21 protein-coding genes are annotated in these 21,429 nt (G+C 70.4%); 18 read left to right on the top strand and 3 right to left on the bottom strand.

Annotated elements, in window-relative coordinates; translation table 11 throughout:
* Positions 1-138: 138 nt before the first annotated feature.
* Complete coding sequence (locus ACVN9Z_RS17910; RefSeq protein ID WP_045953110.1) at positions 139-1,914, top strand: IlvD/Edd family dehydratase; 1,776 nt, start codon at positions 139-141, stop codon at positions 1,912-1,914.
* Between the two features lie 17 nt (positions 1,915-1,931).
* Positions 1,932-2,615, top strand: coding sequence for a GntR family transcriptional regulator (locus ACVN9Z_RS17905; protein ID WP_047992859.1), 684 nt, complete (start codon positions 1,932-1,934; stop codon positions 2,613-2,615).
* A 19-nt stretch (positions 2,616-2,634) separates the two neighbouring features.
* Here ACVN9Z_RS17905 and ACVN9Z_RS17900 read toward each other — a convergent pair whose 3' ends face one another.
* On the bottom strand, positions 2,635-3,543 hold the full coding sequence (locus tag ACVN9Z_RS17900) for a LysR family transcriptional regulator (RefSeq protein WP_241076417.1): 909 nt from the start codon (positions 3,541-3,543) through the stop codon (positions 2,635-2,637).
* 173 nt (positions 3,544-3,716) lie between these two features.
* On the opposite strand from ACVN9Z_RS17900, the gene ACVN9Z_RS17895 reads away from it, so the two are divergent.
* From ACVN9Z_RS17895 to ccmI, 16 genes are all read left to right on the top strand, one after another.
* Positions 3,717-4,679, top strand: coding sequence for a 3-hydroxyacyl-CoA dehydrogenase family protein (locus ACVN9Z_RS17895; protein WP_020927187.1), 963 nt, complete (start codon positions 3,717-3,719; stop codon positions 4,677-4,679).
* Positions 4,676-5,530 (top strand): beta-keto acid cleavage family enzyme, encoded by an 855-nt coding sequence (locus tag ACVN9Z_RS17890; RefSeq protein WP_107316517.1) that lies wholly within the window; start codon positions 4,676-4,678, stop codon positions 5,528-5,530. Before ACVN9Z_RS17895 ends, ACVN9Z_RS17890 begins: the two co-directional genes overlap by 4 nt.
* 309 nt (positions 5,531-5,839) lie before the next feature.
* A complete protein-coding gene (gene napE / locus ACVN9Z_RS17885; protein ID WP_006384993.1) occupies positions 5,840-5,998 on the top strand; it encodes a periplasmic nitrate reductase, NapE protein in 159 nt (52 codons plus the stop codon).
* A 23-nt stretch (positions 5,999-6,021) separates the two neighbouring features.
* On the top strand, positions 6,022-6,339 hold the full coding sequence (locus ACVN9Z_RS17880; RefSeq protein ID WP_054508105.1) for a chaperone NapD: 318 nt from the start codon (positions 6,022-6,024) through the stop codon (positions 6,337-6,339).
* Positions 6,323-8,818 (top strand): periplasmic nitrate reductase subunit alpha, encoded by a 2,496-nt coding sequence (gene napA, locus ACVN9Z_RS17875; protein ID WP_006384991.1) that lies wholly within the window; start codon positions 6,323-6,325, stop codon positions 8,816-8,818. Before ACVN9Z_RS17880 ends, napA begins: the two co-directional genes overlap by 17 nt.
* 16 nt (positions 8,819-8,834) lie before the next feature.
* Positions 8,835-9,311 carry a nitrate reductase cytochrome c-type subunit gene (locus ACVN9Z_RS17870; protein WP_006384990.1) on the top strand — a complete coding sequence of 159 codons (477 nt, stop codon included), beginning with the start codon at positions 8,835-8,837 and terminating at the stop codon, positions 9,309-9,311.
* A 16-nt stretch (positions 9,312-9,327) separates the two neighbouring features.
* Positions 9,328-9,960, top strand: coding sequence for a cytochrome c3 family protein (locus ACVN9Z_RS17865; protein ID WP_006384989.1), 633 nt, complete (start codon positions 9,328-9,330; stop codon positions 9,958-9,960).
* Positions 9,947-10,663, top strand: a complete 717-nt coding sequence (gene ccmA / locus ACVN9Z_RS17860) for a heme ABC exporter ATP-binding protein CcmA (RefSeq protein ID WP_020927184.1) — start codon at positions 9,947-9,949, stop codon at positions 10,661-10,663. Before ACVN9Z_RS17865 ends, ccmA begins: the two co-directional genes overlap by 14 nt.
* Positions 10,629-11,294: a heme exporter protein CcmB gene (gene ccmB / locus ACVN9Z_RS17855; RefSeq protein WP_006394227.1), complete on the top strand. Its 666-nt coding sequence runs from the start codon at positions 10,629-10,631 to the stop codon at positions 11,292-11,294. The genes ccmA and ccmB overlap by 35 nt, the downstream gene beginning before the upstream one ends.
* A gap of 12 nt (positions 11,295-11,306) precedes the next feature.
* A complete protein-coding gene (gene ccmC, locus ACVN9Z_RS17850) occupies positions 11,307-12,080 on the top strand; it encodes a heme ABC transporter permease CcmC (protein WP_006384724.1) in 774 nt (257 codons plus the stop codon).
* Positions 12,077-12,238 carry a heme exporter protein CcmD gene (gene ccmD / locus ACVN9Z_RS17845; protein WP_020927183.1) on the top strand — a complete coding sequence of 54 codons (162 nt, stop codon included), beginning with the start codon at positions 12,077-12,079 and terminating at the stop codon, positions 12,236-12,238. Before ccmC ends, ccmD begins: the two co-directional genes overlap by 4 nt.
* Positions 12,235-12,690 (top strand): cytochrome c maturation protein CcmE, encoded by a 456-nt coding sequence (gene ccmE / locus ACVN9Z_RS17840; protein WP_049055634.1) that lies wholly within the window; start codon positions 12,235-12,237, stop codon positions 12,688-12,690. The genes ccmD and ccmE overlap by 4 nt, the downstream gene beginning before the upstream one ends.
* The gene (locus ACVN9Z_RS17835) at positions 12,687-14,690 is read left to right on the top strand and encodes a heme lyase CcmF/NrfE family subunit (RefSeq protein WP_024068523.1); all 2,004 of its coding nucleotides are present in this window, start codon (positions 12,687-12,689) and stop codon (positions 14,688-14,690) included. The genes ccmE and ACVN9Z_RS17835 overlap by 4 nt, the downstream gene beginning before the upstream one ends.
* 1 nt (position 14,691) lies before the next feature.
* The gene (locus ACVN9Z_RS17830; RefSeq protein WP_024068522.1) at positions 14,692-15,213 is read left to right on the top strand and encodes a DsbE family thiol:disulfide interchange protein; all 522 of its coding nucleotides are present in this window, start codon (positions 14,692-14,694) and stop codon (positions 15,211-15,213) included.
* Between the two features lie 95 nt (positions 15,214-15,308).
* On the top strand, positions 15,309-15,770 hold the full coding sequence (locus ACVN9Z_RS17825) for a cytochrome c-type biogenesis protein (protein WP_038503259.1): 462 nt from the start codon (positions 15,309-15,311) through the stop codon (positions 15,768-15,770).
* The gene (ccmI, locus tag ACVN9Z_RS17820) at positions 15,767-17,104 is read left to right on the top strand and encodes a c-type cytochrome biogenesis protein CcmI (RefSeq protein WP_238865655.1); all 1,338 of its coding nucleotides are present in this window, start codon (positions 15,767-15,769) and stop codon (positions 17,102-17,104) included. Before ACVN9Z_RS17825 ends, ccmI begins: the two co-directional genes overlap by 4 nt.
* Positions 17,105-17,163: 59 nt before the next feature.
* Here the strand turns inward: ccmI and ACVN9Z_RS17815 are convergent, their stop codons facing one another.
* Positions 17,164-20,349 carry a molybdopterin dinucleotide binding domain-containing protein gene (locus ACVN9Z_RS17815; protein ID WP_458212448.1) on the bottom strand — a complete coding sequence of 1,062 codons (3,186 nt, stop codon included), beginning with the start codon at positions 20,347-20,349 and terminating at the stop codon, positions 17,164-17,166.
* A 37-nt stretch (positions 20,350-20,386) separates the two neighbouring features.
* A complete protein-coding gene (nrfD, locus tag ACVN9Z_RS17810) occupies positions 20,387-21,421 on the bottom strand; it encodes an NrfD/PsrC family molybdoenzyme membrane anchor subunit (protein ID WP_020927176.1) in 1,035 nt (344 codons plus the stop codon).
* Between the last annotated feature and the right edge of the window lie 8 nt (positions 21,422-21,429).

The raw sequence follows: 21,429 nt of genomic DNA, 5'->3' as shown, positions 1-21,429 counted from the left end.
TTGATGAATCAGAATTTTTCTATCGACTGATCTTATTTGGAGATCAATAAATATTTATCGCAAAAGCGCTTGCCGGGCGTTTCCCAGGCTGTATATGATCTTCGCCCTGGATTATCAATAATATTATCGGGAAGCAAAATGACGGACGACACCAAGGGCGGCAAGCCCGCCCAGGGCCCCTTCGACAGCGACGGCGCGCGCAGCACCGGCGTGGCGCGCGGGCTCACCAACTACGGCGACACCGGCTTTTCGCTGTTCCTGCGCAAGGCCTTCATCAAGGGCGCCGGACTGTCCGACGACGCGCTGGCGCGTCCCATCATCGGCATCGTCAACACCGGCAGCAGCTACAACCCCTGCCACGGCAACGCGCCGCAACTGATCGAGGCGGTCAAGCGCGGCGTGATGCTGGCCGGCGGCCTGCCGATGGACTTCCCCACCATCTCGGTACACGAGAGCTTCTCGCAGCCCACCAGCATGTACCTGCGCAACCTGATGTCGATGGACACCGAGGAAATGATCCGCGCGCAGCCGATGGACGCGGTGGTGCTGATCGGCGGTTGCGACAAGACGGTGCCGGCGCAGTTGATGGGCGCCTCGTCCGCCGGCGTGCCCGCGATCCAGCTGGTGACCGGCTCGATGCTGACCGGCTCGCACCGCGGCGAACGCGTCGGCGCCTGCACCGACTGCCGCCGCTACTGGGGCCGCTACCGCGCCGAGGAGATCGACGCGCCCGAGATCGCCGACGTCAACAACCAGCTGGTCGCCAGCGTCGGCACCTGTTCGGTGATGGGCACCGCCAGCACCATGGCCTGCCTGACCGAGGCCATGGGCATGATGGTGTCCGGCGGCGCGTCCGCCCCGGCCGTCACCGCCGACCGCGTGCGCGTGGCCGAGCGCACCGGCGCCACCGCCGTCGCCATGGCGGCCGCGCGCCTGACGCCCGACCGCATCATCACCGGCAAGTCCATCGAGAACGCGCTGCGCGTGCTGCTGGCCATCGGCGGCTCGACCAACGGCATCGTGCACCTGACCGCCATCGCCGGCCGCCTGGGCATCAATATCGACCTGGCCGGGCTCGACCGCATGAGCCGCGAGACGCCCGTGCTGGTGGACCTCAAGCCCTCCGGCCAGCACTACATGGAAGACTTCCACCACGCCGGCGGCATGCTGGCGCTGCTGCGCGAACTGCGCCCGCTGCTGCACCTGGACGCGCTGACCGTCTCGGGCCGCACCCTGGGCGAGGAACTGGACGACGCCCCCGCGCCGTTCAAGCAGGACGTGATCCGCAGCGTCGCCGCGCCCATCTATCCGGTGGGCGGCCTGGCCGTGCTGCGCGGCAACCTGGCGCCCGGCGGCGCCATCATCAAGCAGTCGGCCGCCAATCCCAAACTGATGGAGCACGAAGGCCGCGCGGTGGTGTTCGAGGACGCCGAGGACATGGCCCGCCGCATCGACGACGAGGCGCTGGACGTGACCGCCGACGACGTGCTGGTGCTCAAGCGCATCGGCCCCACCGGCGCGCCCGGCATGCCCGAGGCCGGCTACATGCCGATCCCCAAGAAGCTGGCGCGCGCCGGCGTCAAGGACATGGTGCGCATTTCCGACGGCCGCATGAGCGGCACGGCGGCCGGCACCATCGTGCTGCACGTCACGCCCGAGGCCGCGATTGGCGGCCCGCTCGCCTACGTGCAAAATGGCGACCGGATCCGCCTGTCGGTGGCGCGGCGCGAAATCGCCCTGCTGGTCGAGGATGCCGAGCTGGCGCGCCGCATGGCGGCCGGCCCGGTCGAGCGTCCGGCCGCCGAGCGCGGCTACCGCAAGCTGTTCCTGCAGACCGTGACCCAGGCCGACCAGGGGGTCGACTTCGACTTCCTGCGCGCCAGCGCCACGCGCGACACCGTGCCCAAGCAATAACGTCTTCCCCCTTGCCCATGAACGCCATCACCCCCGCCGCCCACGAACCGCAAGCGCCCGACGCCCTGGCGGCGGCGGTCGCCGCGCTGGAGGAAGACATCGTCTTCGGCCGGCTGCATCCGCGCGAGCGGCTGACCGAGGACGAGCTGATGGCGCGCTTCGACATGAAGCGCCACGCGGTGCGCCAGGTGCTGGTGGAGTTGGAACTGCTGGGCGTGGTCGAGCGCAAGCGCAACGTCGGCGCGGTGGTGCGGGCCTTCTCGGCGCGCGAGGTGATGGAGCTGTACGCGCTGCGTGAGGTGCTGGAGGTGCACGCCGCCAGCCTGATGCCGCTGCCGGTGCCGCCCGCGCGGCTGGCGGCGTTGACGGCGGTGCAGCGCGAGCACGACGCCGCCGTGGCCGATGGCGACGCGCGCCGCGTGTTCCGCAGCAACCAGCGCTTTCACCGCGAGTTGTTCGGGCTGCTGGACAACGCGGTGCTGGGCCAGGCCATCGAGGAATACGCGCGCCGCACCCATCCGATCCGCTTCGGTTCGCTGGCGGCCGCCAATTACCGCGAACGCGCCCGCCAGGAACACTGGGCCATGATCCACGCCCTGCGCGACGGCGACCGCGCCGCGCTGATGACGCTGTGCCGCGAGCACCTGCTGCCCTCGCGCGACGCCTACCTGGCGTCGGAACAGGCGCGCCGCGGCGCCTGACACCATACCCGCCGCGACCTCACCGCGCCTCTTCAGCCAGATACTGCCGCAGCATCGCCACCAGCGCCGCGGCCGCCGGCGGCAGGCTGCGGTTGCGCGCCGTCACCAGCCCGATCGAGCGTTCGGCCACGGGGCCGGTCAGCGGCCGCTGCACGATGCCGTTCTGCGCCACCGCGCCGGCCGCGATTTCCGGCAATGCCGCCACCCCGAAACCGCACTCCACCATCGCCACGATGGTGGTCAGGTGTTCGGCCTCGAAGGCCGGCGTGAAGCGGATGCGGTTCTGCAGGAAGGCCCATTCGGTGTACTGGCGCACGCTGCTCGGATGCACCATCGACACGTGCGCCGCGCCGGCCGTGTCGGCCCAGCGCAGCGGCCCCGTGGATCGCGCCAGCGGATGCGCCTCGGGGATCAGCAGCAGGAAGCTGTCGGACATCAGCGGCTGGTAATGCAGGTCGGCGTGCTGCGGATCGGCGGCGGTCAGCGCGAAGTCCACGTCGCCGGCGCGCACCAGGTCGAAGGCCGGCCCCGACAGCGTGTCGCGCACCTTCAGTGCCACCTGCGGATGCGCCTGGCGGTAGGCCATCAACACCCGCGGCAACAGGCGCGCGGCCAGCGACGGCAGCGCCGCCACCGACACCTGGCCGTGCTCGGCGCTGGCGATGCCGCTGACCGCGGCAATGGCGTCGCGGAAGGCCACCTGCAGGGCGGCGGCCTGCTGCATGAAAACCTCGCCCGCCGCCGTCAACCGCACGGTGCGGGTGGTGCGGTCGAACAGCCGCACGCCCAGCGCCTCCTCGATGCGCTGGATCTGCGTCGACAGGGCCGACTGCGACAGGTGCAACTGCGCCGCCGCCTGGCGGAAGTTGAGGGTGCGGCCCAGCACCAGGGTGGTGTCGATGTCGCGCATCGAAAGATTGATCTGCATGCCGTCCTGCGCCTGGCTCATTGATCCGATTTGTCGATCATTCTATCCAAAAAATCTGATTCATCAATCAAACAAGCTTCTCTACACTCGGCGCCCAATACAGTCATGCGCGCCGACACAAGCGCGGGCACAGACGAGAGATGCAACAGCGGGTTCAGAACAAGGAGCAAACCATGCAGACGGACGCGAAGGCCCTGCCCAATCCGGGCGCGGCGCATGCGGTGGTGGTGGGCGGCGGCACCATGGGCGCCGACGTGGCGGTGGTGCTGACGCGCGCCGCCTGCCGCACGACGGTGATCGAGCCGGACGCGGCGCGCGCGGCCGCATTGCCGGCGCGGGTGGCGGAGAACCTCAAGACCATTGGCCGCGAGGCCCAGGTGGCGCAACTGGCCACGGCGGCCAGCCTGGACCAGGTGGACTGGGCCAGCGTCGACCTGGTGATCGAATGCGTGCCGGAGCGGCTGGACATCAAGCAGGCGCTGTTCGCCGAGCTGGTGCGCCGCGCACGGCCCGACGCCATCCTGGCGAGCAACAGTTCCAGTTTCCCGATCAGCGCCATCGGCCAGGGCCTGGCCACGCGCGAGCGCATGCTGGGCCTGCACTTCTTCATGCCGGCGCACCTGGTGCCGCTGGTCGAGGTGGTGATGGCCGAGACCAGCGACGAGGCCCGCGCCGACGCGCTGATCGCCTTCATGCGCCGCTGCGGCAGCGTGCCGGTGAAGGTGCGGCAGGACCTGCCGGGTTTCCTGGCCAACCGCCTGCAGCACGCGCTGTCGCGCGAGGCCTTCAACCTGATCGACCGCGGCATCGCCTCGCCCGAGGACGTGGACGCGGCGGTGCGCTTCGGTTTCGGTTTCCGCTTCCTGGCGGCCGGCCCGGTGATGCAGCGCGACCACGCCGGCATCGACGTGCACGCGGCGGCGGGCGCGACCATGTACCCGACGTTCTGCAATGACGACCATCCGGCGCGCTGCCTGACCGAGCGCGCCGCCGACGGCCGCCACGGCATGAAGGCGGGCGAAGGCTTCTATGCCTGGACGCCGGAAACCATCGCCGCCGAGCGCGCGCGCTATGACCGCCTGTTGCGCGCGGGCCTGGACCTGATCGCGCCGGAACTGCCGGAGATCCAGCCGTGAACGCCGTGAACATTCCCCGTCCGGCCCTGGCCGAGTCGCCCGTCATCGTGACGGTGGCGCCCAACGGCGCCTACAAGAAAGCCGCCGACCACCCCGCCGTGCCGCTGACGGCCGAGGCCCTGGCGCAGGAAGCCCGCGCCTGCCTGGACGCGGGCGCGGCAATGATGCACATGCACGTGCGCAAGCCGGACGGCAGCCATCTGCTGGACGCGCAGGCCTACCGCGATGCGCTGGCGGCGGTGCGCCGCGCGGTCGGCGACGAGCTGCTGGTGCAGGTGACGAGCGAGGCGGCCGGCGTGTACAAGGCGGCCGAGCAGATGGCGCTGGTGCGCGAGCTGCAGCCGGAAGCGGTGTCGATCGGCCTGCGCGAGATCGCCGTGCCGGAGATTCCGGAAGACGAGCTTGCGGCGTTCCTGGCCTGGGTGGCCGAGCGGCGCATCATGACGCAGATCATTCTGTACGACGAGGGCGATGTGCGGCGCTGGCTATCGCTGCGCGCGCGGGGGCTGGTGCCGCCGGGCGCGTGGTCGGTGCTGTTCGTGCTGGGGCGCTACAGCGTGGGACAGACGTCGTCGGCCTATGACCTGCTGCCGTTCCTGGCGGCCTACGATCATTCGCTGCCGTGGGCGGTGTGCGCGTTCGGGGCGCAGGAGAATGCCTGCGTGACGACGGCAGCGGCGTTCGGGGGGCATATGCGAGTGGGGTTCGAGAATAATCTGAAGCTGCGGGATGGTTCGGTGGCTTCGGGAAATGGCGAGTTGGTGCGGCAGGCGGTGGAAGGGGCGATTGCTTTGGGGCGGCCGGTGGCGGATGCCGCCGAGGCGCGGCGGATCTATGGGGCGATTGGTTAGCGGTTGATTGATACGGCCTGTATTTGATTGCTGGCCATGGACATCTTGCTTGGGCCGCCCTGCGCGGCCTGCATGGACATACGCGATCCGTTCGCGGTCGCGGGTCCGGGGGCTGGGTTCGCGTTCAGTCGCTTATTGAGTGGGGATGAGTGGGGAGTGCGCTGTTCCTCTCGTTATATATATCAGCACATAATGCCACCGCGAATTATTGCGCTGTGGTGCAACATTGACGCGTCTGAAACGCATCTGCTAAAAACTTCGACATCCGCACGTTAAACGCAATACCCCGACTGTCTGGTGAGGTGGTGTGTGTCAAACGAGTCTGATGGCTACACGAAGCCGCAGGAACTGCGAAGTTTTCTGTTCCTGACGGCGGTCATGGCCCCCGTTCTTACGGTGATCATCGTCGCGGGCTACGGTTTCATGGTTTGGTTCTATCAGTTGTTTGCCGGTCCGCCGGGCAGCTGATGCGTACCGACGGAACCGACCCCATGTCCGTGCATCCTTCCCCGGCCGCCGCGCCGGCTTCCCCCGAATTGCATATCGCCAGCCTGGTCGTGCATGCCACGCCGCGGCGGCTGGACGAGGTGCGCCTTGCGGTGCTCGCGATCGCGGGCGCCGAGATCCATGGCGCGTCCGAGACGGGCAAGCTGGTGGTGACGCTGGAAGCCCCCTCCACTGACGACATGATGGCGCGGATCTCGCAGATCCAGCGACTGGATGGCGTGCTGGCGTCGGCGCTGGTGTACCAGCACGCCGACACGCTGGCCGCGATGAACGAGGAGATCGACGATGGCAATGGCCCGTAGGGATTTCATCAAGCAGTCCGCCGCCGCCGCGGCCGCCACGGTGGCGGGGATTCCGGTGGTGGGCTACACGCAGAACATCGTGACCGAGTCGGAGGCGGCCAAGCTCAAGTGGTCCAAGGCGCCCTGTAGGTTCTGCGGGACCGGCTGCGGCGTGAACGTCGCGGTCAAGGACAACCAGGTGGTGGCCACGCATGGCGACTTCAATGCCGAGGTCAACAAGGGGCTGAACTGCGTCAAGGGCTATTTCCTGTCCAAGATCATGTACGGCAACGACCGGCTGACGCAGCCGCTGCTGCGCATGAAGGACGGCAAGTACGCCAAGGATGGCGAGTTCGCGCCGGTGTCGTGGGACCAGGCCTTCGACGTGATGGCCGAGCAGTTCAAGCGCGTGCTCAAGGACAAGGGGCCGGAGGCCGTCGGCATGTTCGGCTCGGGCCAGTGGACGGTGTGGGAAGGCTATGCCGCGCTCAAGCTGATGAAGGCGGGGTTCCGCTCCAACAACCTGGACCCGAACGCGCGCCACTGCATGGCGTCGGCGGCGGTGGGGTTCATGCGGACCTTCGGCGCCGACGAGCCGATGGGCTGTTATGACGATATCGAGAACGCCGACGTGTTCGTCCTGTGGGGCTCGAACATGGCGGAGATGCATCCGATCCTGTGGACCCGCGTCACCGACCGGCGGCTGTCGGCACCCAAGACCAAGGTGGCGGTGCTGTCGACCTTCGAGCACCGCTCCTACGAGCTGGCCGACCTGACGCTGACCTTCACGCCGCAGACCGACCTGGCGATCCTGAACTACATCGCCAACCACATCATCCAGACCAAGCGCGTGAACCGCGAGTTCGTCGACAAGCACACGGTGTTCCGCGAGGGCAATACCGATATCGGCTACGGGCTGCGGCCCGACCATCCGCTGCAGAAGGCGGCCAAGAACGCCAACGACGCGGGCGGCTCCAAGCCGATGACGTTCGACGAGTTCGCCAAGTTCGTGTCGCGCTACGACCTGGACTACACCGCCAAGCTGACGGGCGTGCCGAAGAAGTCGCTGCAGGACCTGGCCGAAATGTACGCCGACCCCAAGCTGCGGGTGACGTCGTTCTGGACCATGGGCTTTAACCAGCACACGCGCGGGGTGTGGGCCAACAACATGGTCTACAACATCCACCTGCTGACCGGCAAGATCTCGACGCCGGGCAACAGCCCGTTCTCGCTGACCGGCCAGCCCTCGGCCTGTGGCACGGCGCGCGAGGTTGGCACGTTCTCGCATCGCCTGCCGGCCGACCTGGTGGTGACCAACCCCAAGCACCGCGCCCACGCCGAGGAAATCTGGCAGCTGCCGGCCGGCACCATCCCGGAGAAGGTCGGGGCGCACGCGGTGCTGCAGAACCGCATGCTGAAAGACGGCAAGATCAACGCCTACTGGGTGATGGTCAACAACAACATGCAGGCGGCCGCCAACCTGATGAACGAGGGGCTGCCGGGCTACCGCAATCCGGACAACTTCATCGTCGTGTCCGACGCCTACCCGACCGTCACCACCATCTCGGCCGACCTGATCCTGCCGGCCGCCATGTGGGTGGAGAAGGAAGGCGCCTACGGCAACGCCGAGCGCCGCACGCAGTTCTGGCACCAGTTGGTCAACGCGCCGGGCCAGGCGCGTTCCGACCTGTGGCAGCTGATGGAGTTTTCCAAGCGCTTCAAGGTCGAGGAAGTCTGGCCGGCCGACCTGCTGGCCAAGAAACCCGAATACCGCGACAAGACCCTGTTCGACGTGCTGTTCGCCAACGGCAAGGTCAACCGCTATCCCAACACCGAGCGCGACAAGGACTACGCCAACCAGGAGGCCGATGCCTTCGGCTTCTATGCGCAGAAGGGGCTGTTCGAGGAATATGCCGAATTCGGCCGCGGCCACGGCCACGACCTGGCGCCCTTCGACACCTACCACGAGGTGCGCGGGTTGCGCTGGCCGGTGGTCAAGGGCAAGGAAACGCTGTGGCGCTACCGCGAGGGCAGCGATCCGTACGTCAAGCCGGGCGCCGGCTTCGAGTTCTACGGCAACCCGGACGGCCGCGCCATCATCTATGCCCTGCCCTACGAGCCGCCCCCCGAATCGCCGGACAAGGAATATCCGTTCTGGCTGTCGACCGGACGGGTGCTGGAACACTGGCACTCCGGCTCGATGACGCGGCGGGTGCCCGAGCTGTACCGGGCCTTTCCCAACGCGGTCTGTTTCATGCACCCGGACGACGCGCAGGCCATGGGCCTGCGGCGCGGGGTCGAGGTCGAGATCATCTCGCGGCGCGGCAAGATGCGCACCCGGCTGGAAACGCGCGGGCGCGACAAGCCGCCGCGCGGCCTGGTGTTCGTGCCGTGGTTCGATGCCGGCCAGCTGATCAACAAGGTCACGCTGGACGCCACCGACCCGATCTCGTTCCAGACCGACTTCAAGAAGTGCGCGGTCAAGATCGTCAAGGTCTGACGCACCGGAGACAGCCATGAATCGACGCGCCCTCGCTTTCGTATTGTGCGCAGCCTGTAGCATCGCGGCCTGGGCCGCGCCGCCGTTCGAGGTACAGGACCCGATGCGCGGCCCCACGCCCATCGCCGACGAGACCGACCCGCCGCTGATCAGCCCGATCGAGAACAAGGACATCAAGCGGATGCGCACCTATTCGATGCAACCGCCCACCATCCCGCACAGCATCGACGGCTACCAGATCGACAAGAACTTCAACCGCTGCCTGGCCTGCCACGCCCGCGTCAACACCGAGGAGACCCAGGCGCCGCCGCTGAGCGTGACCCACTACATGGATCGCGACAGCAACGTGCTGGCCGAGGTGTCGCCGCGGCGCTACTTCTGCGTGCAGTGCCACGTGCCGCAGGCCGAGGCCAAACCGCTGGTGTCCAACACCTACCAGGACATCGACGTGATCCTCAAGCGCCTGACCGCCCCGGCGTCCGACAAGAAGTAAGGCACGGGGAACCGCCATGGTCAAACTCATCAAGCGCTACTGGAACATCATCCGCCGGCCCAGCGTGCACTTCAGCCTGGGTTTCCTGACGGTGGGCGGCTTCATCGGCGGCATCCTGTTCTGGGGCGCCTTCAACACCGCCATGGAATTCACCAACACCGAGAAGTTCTGCACCGGCTGCCACGAGATGCGCGACAACGTCTACGCCGAACTCAAGGGCACCATCCACTTCACCAACCGCTCGGGCGTGCGCGCCCTGTGTTCCGACTGCCACGTGCCGCACAACTGGACCGACAAGATCGCCCGCAAGATGCAAGCGTCCAAGGAGGTCTGGGGCAAGATCTTCGGCACCATCGACACGCGCGAGAAATTCGTCGACAAGCGGCTGGAGCTGGCCAGGCACGAATGGGCCCGCTTCAAGGCCAACGATTCGCTGGAATGCCGCAACTGCCACAACTACGACTACATGGACTTCACGCGCCAGAGCGTGCGGGCGCAGAACATGCACTCGACCTACCTGGCCGACAAGAGCAAGACCTGCATCGACTGCCACAAGGGCATCGCCCACAAGCTGCCCAACATTCCGCCCGGCGAACTATCGTCGGTGCCCGGCCTGAACGGAACGGAAAGCCCGCATGCGGCCCGCTGATCCACCCTTCGCCGCCCTGGCCGGCGCCGGGACGGACAGCGCCAACGCCGCGGCGGACGCCGGCCTGCGCGCGTTCGGCCTGGTCGGCCGGCGCGGCGCGGCGGCCCCTATCGACCTGGCGCTGGCTCCCGGCCAGCTGCTGCGGGTGCGCGGCGCCAACGGCAGCGGCAAGACCAGCCTGTTGCGCATGCTGGCCGGCCTGCTGCGGCCGCTGGCGGGCGGCGTGCAATGGCGCGGCCGCGACATCCGCCGCGATCCGGCCGCCTACTATGCGCAGATGGCGTTCCTGTCGCACGGCAACGGGCTGTGCGGCGAACTGAGCGCGGCCGACAACCTGCGCTATGCGCTGGCGATCGCCGGCGCGCCCGCGGTCGACGCCGGCCCGGCGCTGCGCGCCTGGCGCCTGCAGGCCTGCGCCGACCAGCCGGCGGCGCGCCTGTCGCAAGGCCAGGGCCGACGGCTGGCGCTGGCCGCCACGGTGCTGGCGCGCAAGCCCCTGTGGCTGCTGGACGAGCCCGACGCGGGGCTGGACGCCGCCAGCCTCGCGCTGCTGGACCAGGCGCTGGCCGCGCACCTGGCCGGCGGCGGCCTGGCCGTGGTGGCCTCGCACCGCCCCCCGGACCTGGCCTTGGCCGACACGCAAACCCTGGACATGGACGACTACGCCGATGCTGGCAACGCTGTGGCAGTTGGCGCGCCGTGAACTGCGGCTGGCCTGGAGGCGGCCGGCGGAAACGCTGGGCGCGACGCTGTTCTTCGTGGTGGCGGGTTCGCTGTTCCCGCTGGCCATCGGCCCCGACCCGGCGCTGCTGGCGGCCATTGGCCCGGGCGTGCTGTGGGTCTGCGCCCTGCTCGGCATCCTGCTGACGCTGCAACGCCCCTTCGCCCAGGACTACGACAACGGCGCGCTGGAACAGCTGCTGGTGTCGCCCCATCCCCTGCCCGTGCTGGTGGCCACCAAGCTGGCCGCGCACTGGTTCAGCAGCTGCCTGCCGCTGATCCTGGCCAGCCCGGTGCTGGCGCTGCAATTCGGCCTGACGCCGGGCGCCATCGGCGTGCTGGCGTTGTCGCTGCTGCTGGGCACGCCGACGCTGGCGCTGGTCGGCGGGCTGGGCGCGGCGCTGACGCTGGGCCTGCGCGGCGGCGCGCTGCTGCCGCTGCTGGTGCTGCCGCTGTACGTGCCGGTGCTGATCTTCGGCAGCGGCGCGGTGGCGGCCGTCCACGCCGGCCTGGGCGCCGGCCCGCAATTGTCGTTGCTGGGCGCCGGCCTGTGCCTGGCGCTGCTGCTGTGCCCGTGGAGCGCCTCGGCCGCGCTGCGCGTGGCGTTGGACTGAGGACCGGCCATCATGCATTCGCCCCCGCATCTCACCCTGCTGCCGACCCCGCCCGCGCGTCCCGGCTGGCTGCGCTACGCCGCGCCGCAGCGCTTCTATCCTCTGGCCGGCAAGCTGATCCCGTGGCTGGGGCTGGCCGCGGCGCTGTTCGCCGCCGCCGGCCTCTACGTGGGCCTGGTCAAGGCCCCGGTCGACAGCCAGCAGGGCGAGGTCTACCGCATCCTCTTCATCCACGTGGCGGCGGCCTGGATGTCGATGTTCCTGTACCTGGTGATGGCGCTGTACGCCGCGCTCGGCCTGATCCTGCAGACGCGACTGTCGTTCATGATGATGCGGGCGCTGGCGCCCACCGGCGCCCTGTTCACGTTCCTGACGCTGTGGACCGGCGCGCTGTGGGGCAAGCCGACCTGGGGCGCCTGGTGGGTGTGGGACGCGCGCCTGACCTCGGAACTGATCCTGCTGTTCCTGTACCTGGGCTTCATGGCGCTGCAGGCGGCCAGCGACGATCCGCGCCGCGGCGACCGCGGCGGCGCCATCCTGCTGCTGGCCGGCGTGGTCAACGTGCCCATCATCTATTTCTCGGTGCGCTGGTGGAGCACGCTGCACCAGGGCGCCTCGATCAACCTGACCACCGCCCCCAGCATGGCCCGCGTCATGCTGGCGGCCATGCTGCTGATGGTGGCGGCGTTCTGGCTGTACAGCGCGGCCGCGTCGCTGGCGCGGGTGCGCGGCATCATCGCCGAACGCGAGCCGGCCTCGGCCGAACCGCCCCGGGAGCGCCGATGAGCTGGGACGCGCTGTTCTCGTTGCAGGGCCATGGCCCCTACCTGCTGGGCGCCTACGGCGTCACACTCGCCCTGATCGCCTGGGAAGCCGGCACGCTGTGGCGCCGGGCGCGGGCGCGCCGCCGCGCCGCCCGCCTGCGCGCCGGGGACGGCCGATGAGCCCGCGCCGGCGCCGCGTGCTGGCGCTGCTGGGCGGCCTGGGCCTGCTGGCCGCGGCCGTCGCGCTGGTGCTCAATGCGCTGCAATCGAACCTGGTGTTCTTCTTCACGCCAACCCAGGTGGCGGCGCGCGAGGCGCCCGCCAGCGGCAGTTTCCGCGTCGGCGGCCTGGTGCAGGAAGGCTCGGTTCAACGCGATGGCCTGCGGCTGCGCTTCATCGTCACCGACACCGCGCACGCGGTTCCCGTCACCTACCAGGGCCTGCTGCCCGACCTGTTCCGCGAGGGCAAGGGCGTGGTGGCCGCAGGCAAGCTCGACGCCGACGGTGTGTTCCATGCCTCGGAGGTGCTGGCCAAGCACGACGAGAACTACATGCCGCCCGAGGCCGCCGACGCGCTCAAGCGGGCCGCCGCTGGCGCCACCAGCAACACGGCGCGGGCGGACGCGCGATGATCCCGGAGATCGGCCTTTTCAGCCTGATCCTGGCGCTGCTGGCGGCGCTGGTGCAAGGCACGCTGCCGCTGGTCGGCGCCGCCACGGCCTGGCGGCCGGGCATGGCGGTGGCGCGGCCGGCGGCCGTGGCGCAGTTCGGCCTGGCCACCGTGGCCATGGGCTGCCTGGCCTGGTCGTTCCTGCAAAACGACTATTCGGTGCTGTACGTGGCGGCCAACTCGCACGCCGACCTGCCCGCCGCCTACCGCTTCGCTGCTGTCTGGGGCGGCCACGAAGGCTCGCTGCTGCTGTGGCTGTACCTGCTCAGCGCCTGGACCCTGGCGGTGGCGCTGCGCAGCGCGCGCCTGCCGCCGGCCTTCGTCGCCCGGGTGCTGGCGGTGATGGGCTGGATCAGCGCCGGCTTCCTGCTGTTCCTGCTGTTCCTGTCCAATCCCTTCGAACGCCTGATGCCGCCGGCCATGGCCGGCCGTGATCTCAACCCGCTGCTGCAGGACCCGGGCATGATCGTGCACCCGCCCATGCTGTACATGGGCTATGTCGGCTTCTCGGTGGCGTTCGCCTTCGCCATCGCGGCGCTGCTGTCGGGCGAGCTGGACGCCCTGTGGGCGCGCTGGGTGCGGCCGTGGACGCTGGCGGCCTGGACCTTCCTGACCATCGGCATCCTGCTCGGCAGCGCCTGGGCCTACTACGTGCTGGGCTGGGGCGGCTGGTGGTTCTGGGACCCGGTCGAGAACGCCTCCTTCATGCCGTGGCTGGCGGGCACCGCGCTGATCCATTCGCTCATCGTCACCGAGCGGCGCGGCGCCTTCCGCAGCTGGACGGTGCTGCTGGCCATCTGCGCGTTCTCGCTCAGCCTGCTGGGTACCTTCCTGGTGCGCTCCGGCGTGCTGACCTCGGTGCACGCCTTCGCGGTCGATCCGGGCCGCGGCCTGTACATCCTGGGTTTCATGACCCTGGTGGTCGGCGGCTCGCTCGCGCTGTACGCCTGGCGCGCGCCCAAGGTCGGCCTGGGCGGCGGTTTCGCCCTGCTGTCGCGCGAATCGCTGCTGCTGGCCAACAACGTGGTGCTGACCGTGGCGGCCGCCTCGGTGCTGCTGGGCACGCTGTATCCAGTGGTGCTGGACGTGCTGGACTGGGGCAAGATCTCGATCGGCCCGCCCTACTTCGAGGCCGTGTTCGTGCCGCTGATGACGCCGGCCATCTTCCTGATGGGCGTCGGCCCGGTGGCGCGCTGGAAGCAGGCCAAGGTGCCCGAGCTGGGCCGGCGCCTGGGCATCGCATTCGCGGTCAGCGTGGCCACGGCGGTGCTGCTGCCGCTGGCCATGCCCGGCCCGGCGCGGCTGGGCTCGCCGCTGGTGGTCCTGGGCCTGTGGCTGGCGGCCTGGTCGGTCGCCAGCGCGGCGGCGCACGCCTGGCAGCGCCTGACCGACGGCGACGGCCACTGGCCGCGGCGGCTGGCGCGCCAGCCGCGCGCCTGGTACGGCATGCTGCTGGCCCACGCCGGCATCGGCGTCTTCATCGCCGGCGCCACCCTGGCCAACGGCTACGAGGTCAAGCAGGAACTGCGGCTGGAGCTGGGCGCCGAGCAGGAGGCTGGCGGCTACCGCTTCACCTTCACCGCGCTGGCGCCCGCCAGCGGCCCCAACTACAGCGCGCAGCGCGCCGAGTTCCGCGTCACCCGCGCCGACGGCCAGCCCGTGACCACGCTGTACCCGGAAAAGCGCCACTACACGGTGCAGGACATGCCGCTGAGCCAGGCCGCGATCGACAGCGGCTTCTCCCGCGACCTGTTCGTGGCGCTGGGCGAACCGGCCGGCGCCACGGCCTGGACGGTGCGCATCCAGGTCAAGCCGTTCATGGCGTGGATCTGGTCGGGCTGCCTGCTGATGGCGCTCGGCGGCCTGCTGGCGGCGGGCGACAGGCGCTACCGCCAGGAAACGGTGCGCGCGCCCCATCCCCGCGCCGGCGCCATGCCGGCCGCCTCGCGCGAGGGCTACTGACATGCTGCGCTACCTGGTGCCGCTCGCCGTCTTCCTGGCCATGGCCGTGTTCCTGGCCATGGGCCTGTCGCGCGATCCGCGCGCCGTGCCCTCGGCCATGATCGACAAGCCCGCTCCCGCCATCGGCCTGCCGCTGCTGCAGGCGCCGGGCGAGCGGCTGGAGGTGCAATCGATGCGCGGCAAGGTCTGGCTGCTGAACGTGTGGGCCTCGTGGTGCGCGCCGTGCCGCGAGGAATTGCCGGTGCTGCGGGAAGTTGCGCAGCGCCACGGCGTGCCGCTGTACGGCCTGAACTACAAGGACAAGCCGGAAGACGCGCGTGCCTGGCTGGCACGCCATGGCAATCCGTACCAGGCCTCCGCCAGCGACGTCGACGGCCGCGTCGGCATCGAATACGGTGTGTACGGCGTGCCCGAGACCTTCGTCATCGATGGCGCCGGCCGTATCCGCTACCGGCAACTGGGCCTGATCACGCCGGAGATCTGGCGCACGCGGTTGCAACCGATGATCGAGGCGCTGCAATGAGGCAGCGGCCAACCCCTCGCGCTGGCGCCTGGCGCCCGCCTCGATCTCCCGGCAAGACCGGCGGCCGGGCCGCGGGACGCCCTGGCCGCCACCCGTTGCGCTGGTTGGCCGCGCCCTTGCTGGCGCTGTGGCTGGCGGCGTGGCTGGCCGCGCCGGTCCAGGCCCAGTCGCCATCTCCCCCGCTGCCACCCGCGCTGGAGCAACGCGCCGAACGACTGGCGCACGGCCTGCGCTGCCTGGTGTGCCAGAACCAGTCGCTGGCCGAATCCAACGCGCCGCTGGCGCACGACATGCGCAACCTGATCCGCAGCCAGCTGGCCGAGGGCCGCAGCGACGCCCAGATCATGCGTTTCTTCGAAGACCGCTACGGCGATTTCGTGCGCTACGAGCCGCCCTTCAAGCCGATCACCTGGCTGCTGTGGCTGGGCCCGTTCGCGCTGCTGGCGCTGGGCTTCGCGGTGCTGTGGCGCACCGTGGCGCGACGGCCCCGCAGCCGCGCGCCGCTGACCGCCGATGAACGCGCCCGCGCGGCCCGCTACCTGGATACCGGATCATGACGCCGCTCTGGCTTGCCGTGCTGGGCTTGCTGCTGGCCACCCTGCTGTGCCTGGTGCCGCCGCTGTTGCGGCGCCCGCCACCGACGCGCGACGACGCGGCCGACAGCGGCCTGCGCGCCTTCTATCTGGCGCAGCGCGAACAATTGCGGCGCGACCAGCGCGACGGCGCCCTGAGCGCGGATGCGGCCATGCGCGCCGACGAGGAACTGCAACGCGACCTGCTGCAGGACCTGGCCCAACGCCACCCCGGCCGCGCGGCGGTCGGCGGCCAACGCGCCGGCATCGCCGCCGCCTGCCTGCTGAGCCTGGCGCTGCCGCTGGCGGCGGCCCTGCTCTACAACCACCTGGGCAACCCGCGCGCCGCCGCCAGCGCCGCCACGGCCGTCACCGCCGAACCCCATGCCGGCGACGACGGCGACACCATGGCGCTGGCCATCAACGCGCTGGCCCAGCGCCTGCGCGCCACGCCCGACGACGCCGACGGCTGGTACACGCTGGCGCGCTCCTACGAAACGCTGGGCCGCTACGGCGACGCGGCCGCCGCCTATCGCGAAGTGCTGCGGCTGGTCCCGGCGCAGCCGCAGGTGCTGGCCGACCTGGCGGACGCGCTGCTATCGGCCAACCAGGGCGCGCCGGACGCCGCCTCGATCGCGGCGGTGGCGCAGGCGCTGGCCGCCAATCCGGACCAGCCCAAGGCCCTGGCGCTGGCCGGCATGATGGCCCTGCGCCGTGGCGACGCCGCCCAGGCGCTGGAATACTGGCAACGCCTGCAGGCGCTGCTGCCGCCGGACTCCGAAGCCGCGCGCCAGATCGAATCCAATATCGCGCAGGCGCGCGCGGTCGCATCGGCAGGCGGCGCGCCGCCTGCGACGCCAGGCCGGATGCCCGGCCAGATGCCAGGCCAAACTCAGGCGGCGGCAACGGCAGCCGCGCAATCCTCGCCTCCTCAAACGTCCGCCATCAAGCCGCCCGCGAGCCTGGCCGCCGCCCCGGGCAGCGTCAGCGGCCAGGCGCGCATCGCGCCCGCCTTGATGGCCCAGGTGCAAGCGACCGACACCGTCTTCATCCTGGCGCGCCCCGCCTCGGGGTCGCGCATGCCGCTGGCCGTGTTGCGGCTGCGCGCCGCCGATCTGCCGCGCGCCTTCACGCTCGACGACAGCAATGCCATGTCGCCGCAGGCGCTGCTGTCCAGCGCCGGCCGCGTGCGCGTCGAGATCCGCGTCAGCCGCTCGGGCACGGCCATGCCGCAGCCCGGCGACCTGGGCGGCACGCCGGTGGCAACCGACGTGCCGGCCGGCGGGCTGGAACTGGTGGCCGACACCGTGCTGCGCTAGCGCGCCGGGGCCGCTCGCCGCCGCCAGCGGCGGCGTCGTCCCGGCATCACCGCGCGGCCTCAGGCCCGCTCGATGCGCGCCGGCAACCCTTGCCGCACCGCCGCGCCCGAGACCCAGTCGATCCAGACGTTGGCATGATCGCCGCGCGTCGCGTCGCCGAAGCCCAGGTCGTTCAGGTTCACGCCCGCCGCCAGCGCCGGATCGTGCGGCATCGGCTTGCCATCGACCAGGTGGGCGCGCGCGCCCAGTTCGGTGTGGCCATAGCCGTGCTCGATGCCGACCGCGCCCGGCTGGATGCCGTCGCGCAGCAGCGCCAGCCCGGTCACCGCGCCGCCCGGCGTGACGATGCGCACCCGGTCGCCGTTGCGCAGGCCCAGCCGCTCGCCGTCCTGCCGATTGATCGACACCGGATTGTGCGGATGCACCTGGCGCAGCCGGTCCACGCCGATCGACATCGAACTCATCAGGTTGGACTTGAACGAACTCAACAGGAACGGCCAGTCCGCCCGCGGATACTGCTGGCGCACGTCGCGTCCGTCGGCCAGCCGCGCCGGATACCAGGTGGGGCAGCCGCTGTAGCGCTCGCCCGTCATGGCATGGCGGAACCCGGCCAATTCCTCGCTCCACACCTGCAAGGGCTTGGCCCAGGCCTGGCGGGTCTGGCCGGCATCGGTCCAGGCGTCGCGCACGCGATCGAAACGTCCGCCGCGGCTCATCACCATGGCCACACGGCGCCACTCCTCGGGCTTGAGCTTGCCTTGCAGCGCATCGCGGTAGCGCGCCACGCCGGTCAGCTCAAGATCGTCGTCGCTGGCCTCGGGCACCGGCCGCCCGGCGCCGAAGGCGATGTTGGCGATGCCGCGCAGGAAGAAGTCCTCGGCCGTGTCCAGCGGATAGCGGTTGCCGTCCGCATCGGCGATGGCGTGGGCGCCGAAGCCCGGCATGCCGATGCGCTTGGCGCAGGCGATCAGGAACGACTCCAGGCACACCGGCGCGCCGTCGGCGGTGCGCGCCACGCGGGGTTCGACCGCCGGCCAGCGCACCGTCGACGCCTTGGCCACCACGTCGGCCCACGGCGCCGACACGCCCCAGCTTTCGTAGGTGACGGTGTCGGGAACGATGTAGTCGGCCAGCGCGTTGGTCTCGTTGATGAACGGATTGATCGACACCGCCAGCGGCAGGATCTTCGGATCCTTCAGCTTGTCCAGCAGCACGTTCCTGAACCCGGCAATGCCGTAGATCGGGTTGCTCATGTGGTTGAACCAGACCTTGGCGCGATACGGATAGCCCGCCAGCGCCGACGCCAGCATCTCGGAGCTCAGGCCGCCCGTGGCCGGATACCAGGGCGCGGCGGCCGGATAGACCGGCTGGCCGGCGGCCTGCTTGCGCTTGAACTCGCTCGACTTCTCATACGGAAAGCGGTTGCGCGACAGGGCCACGCCCTTGGGCGTGGCGCGGTTGGCGAAGCCCGCGATGTTGTAGCGCGGCCCGGCGCCATAGGGCGGGAACGGGCCGGCGTCCAGCACCAGGCCGCCCTCGACGTTGAGGTTGCCCACCAGCGTGTTGAGCATGGCGATGGCGTAGGCGGTGTAGAAGCCCGCCCCGCTCATGGTGCCGCCATGCGCATCCGCCACCGCGCGCTTGCCGTGGCTGGTGAAGCGCTCGGCCAGTTCGGCGATCTTGGCCGCCGGCACGCCGCACAGGGCGGCGTATTCGTCCAGCGACTTGCGATGCGCCTCCTGGCGCAGCAGCGACAGCGCGCTGCACACGCGCAGCGCGGCCGGCGCGCCCGCCAGGCCCGGCGCCGCCACCGCCTCGTCCACGAACAGCGTGGCCGGCATGGCGCCGGTATGCGGCGCCAGCTTGCCGTCCTCCAGGCGCACCACGTACACGTCCTCCCACTTTTCACCGGCATCGACCGGCTTGGCCCAGCCCAGGTCCGCGCCGCGCAGGAAACTGCCCTGGCGCGGATGGCCGGGCTCGGCGATCACCAGGTGCGTGGCGTTGGTCCATGCCGCCTCGCCCGCCGCCTTCATGGCCGCCGGGCCGGGCTGCGCCAGCGCGCGCGCGTCGAAGCGCTCGTGGTCCAGGATCCAGCGGATCAGGCCCATCGCCAGCGCCAGGTCGCTGGCCGGATTGACCGGAACCCATTCATTGCCCGAGCCGGCCGACAGGCTGGAGGACGCGGGCAGCATCGGCGACACCACCACATAGGTGAAGCCGGCCTCCTCGGGCCGGGTGCGGGCCTCGGCCAGCTGGCGCGCCTGGCGCTGGAACGGGTTGCCGGCCTGCGCCGGAGCCGCGCCGATGAACAGGCCGAAGCGGGCGTTGTCCCAATCCGGCTTGCCGTGCGGCATGCCCTTCAGGTCGCCCAGCGCCGCGCCCGCGCCGACGCGGAAGCTCTGCCCGCAATAGGAACCATGGTTGCTGAAATTGACGGTGCCGAACGACTGGCCGGCAAAGCGCTGGATGAGCGGCGTGCGGCCTTCGTTGGAGGCATCGGTGAACAGGAACTGGTTGACCTTGGCGCCGTACTCCGGATTGGCCGGATCCAGCGGCGTGTCGCGGTCGAAGATGGCGCGCAGGCCATCGACGTGGCCCTCGCCGAACAGGTCGCCGCCTTCGCACACCTCCTGCACCAACTGCTCGAAGGAAATCGTCTGCCACTTGCCTTCGCCGCGGCCGCCGACGCGCTTGAGCGGCTGGAGCACGCGGTACGGGCTGTGCATCTGCTCCAGCATGGCCGAACCGCGCGCACAGGACGTGGCGCGGCCTTCCAGGCCGTTGTCGCCGCCCAGTTGCGCATAGGTCTCGCGCACCGGCGCGTCCATCGCGGCCGGGCGCGTGGTGGCCAGCGGGTGATACGGGTTGCCGGCCACCCGCAGGATGCGGTTGGCCTTGGTATCGACGCGCAGCCGCACGCCGCACTGCGTCCAGCAGCCCAGGCAGCTGGAGGGGCTGACGGTCTGGCCCGGCTGGGTCGACAGCAGGCCCGTGACCGGGTCGATGCGGAATTCGGGCGTCAGCGAATTGCCGCGCACCGCATGCGCGGTGGGCACGCCGGCGGTGCCCTGCGCCAGGCCCTTGACGGCCTTGGCGACGGTCTCGCCGTAGCCGGCCGCGAAGGCGGCCATGCCGCCGGCGACCACGCCGCCGCGCGCGATCAGCTTGCGGCGCGCGGCGTTGTCGGGTTGATCGGGCCCGTCGGCATGGGCGGGGATATCGTCTTGGTGAGGCTTGTCCATGGTCATCTCGATGCGAATTCTTGTCGGGCCGGCGGCATCAGGCCGCCAGGCCGCGGGTGCGGGCCGGGAACAGTTCCAGCGCATAGGTCACGGCGGCCACCAGCGCGACGCACAGGCCCAGCACGCCGATCATGCCGAGCAGACCGTCGCTGCCCCAGGGCATGTCGTACAGGTACAGGCCGGCGCCGTACTTGGGCACGCCCTGCACGCTCATGAACACGACCCAGCGGAAGATCCACGCAGCCGCCAGCATGGTCAGCGCCAGCGCGGCCGACGGCAACGGCGCCGCCAGGGTGCGCGGCGCGCGCTGCAGCAGCGCGATCATGCAGAACGCGGTGGCCACGGCGCCGGCCAGGCTGGCGCGCCACACGGGGAACTCGCCGAACAGCCGCAACGCCGCGTCGAACGAGGCATCCACGCCCAGCAGTCCCAGCAGGATCCAGGCGCCCGCGCCGATGGCCATCATCACCACCGACGTCACGCCGAGGCGGCGCAGCAGCTCGACGGGCAAGGCCGCCATGCCGCCGGGCAGCCAGCGCCCCACCAGGAACATCGCCCCCAGCGCGCCCAGCCAGGCGGTCAGCGCGAAGTTCAGCGGCAGGAACGGCGTGTGCCACAGCGGACGGGCGCGCAGCACCATGACCTCGGCCCCGGTGTAGACCAGGATCGACACGGCCGACAGCGCCAACGCCAGCGCCAGCAGGCGCACCCAGACCATGCGCCCCCACCACCAGGCGGCGCAGAACAGCACGGCCAGCCCGGTGAAGAGCGGCAGCAGCAGCGCCCCCAGCCACATCCACGACCACGGCGTGAGCCGGGTATAGAAGTGCCAGAAGCGGCCCGGCTGGTGCAGGTCGGCCAGCAGCGAGACCGGCGCGGCAATGGCGCACACCAGCAGCACGGTCACGGCGGCCGGCAGCAACCGGCGGGCCGGCGATCCCGCCTCGCCAAAGGCGGCGCCGGCGGCCGTCAGCGCGGCGGTGGCGGCGATGCCGATAAGAAAGAAATACTGCACCGCCCAGGGCAGCCAGGCGGCGTCGTAGACCGGGGTCAACAATTCGGTGATCTGCATGAGGCTCC

The sequence above is a fragment of the Achromobacter sp. KK8 genome, from assembly GCF_054188005.1.
The sequence above is the reverse complement of the archived record's forward strand: the minus strand, read 5'-3'. Positions and strand labels throughout refer to the sequence as shown.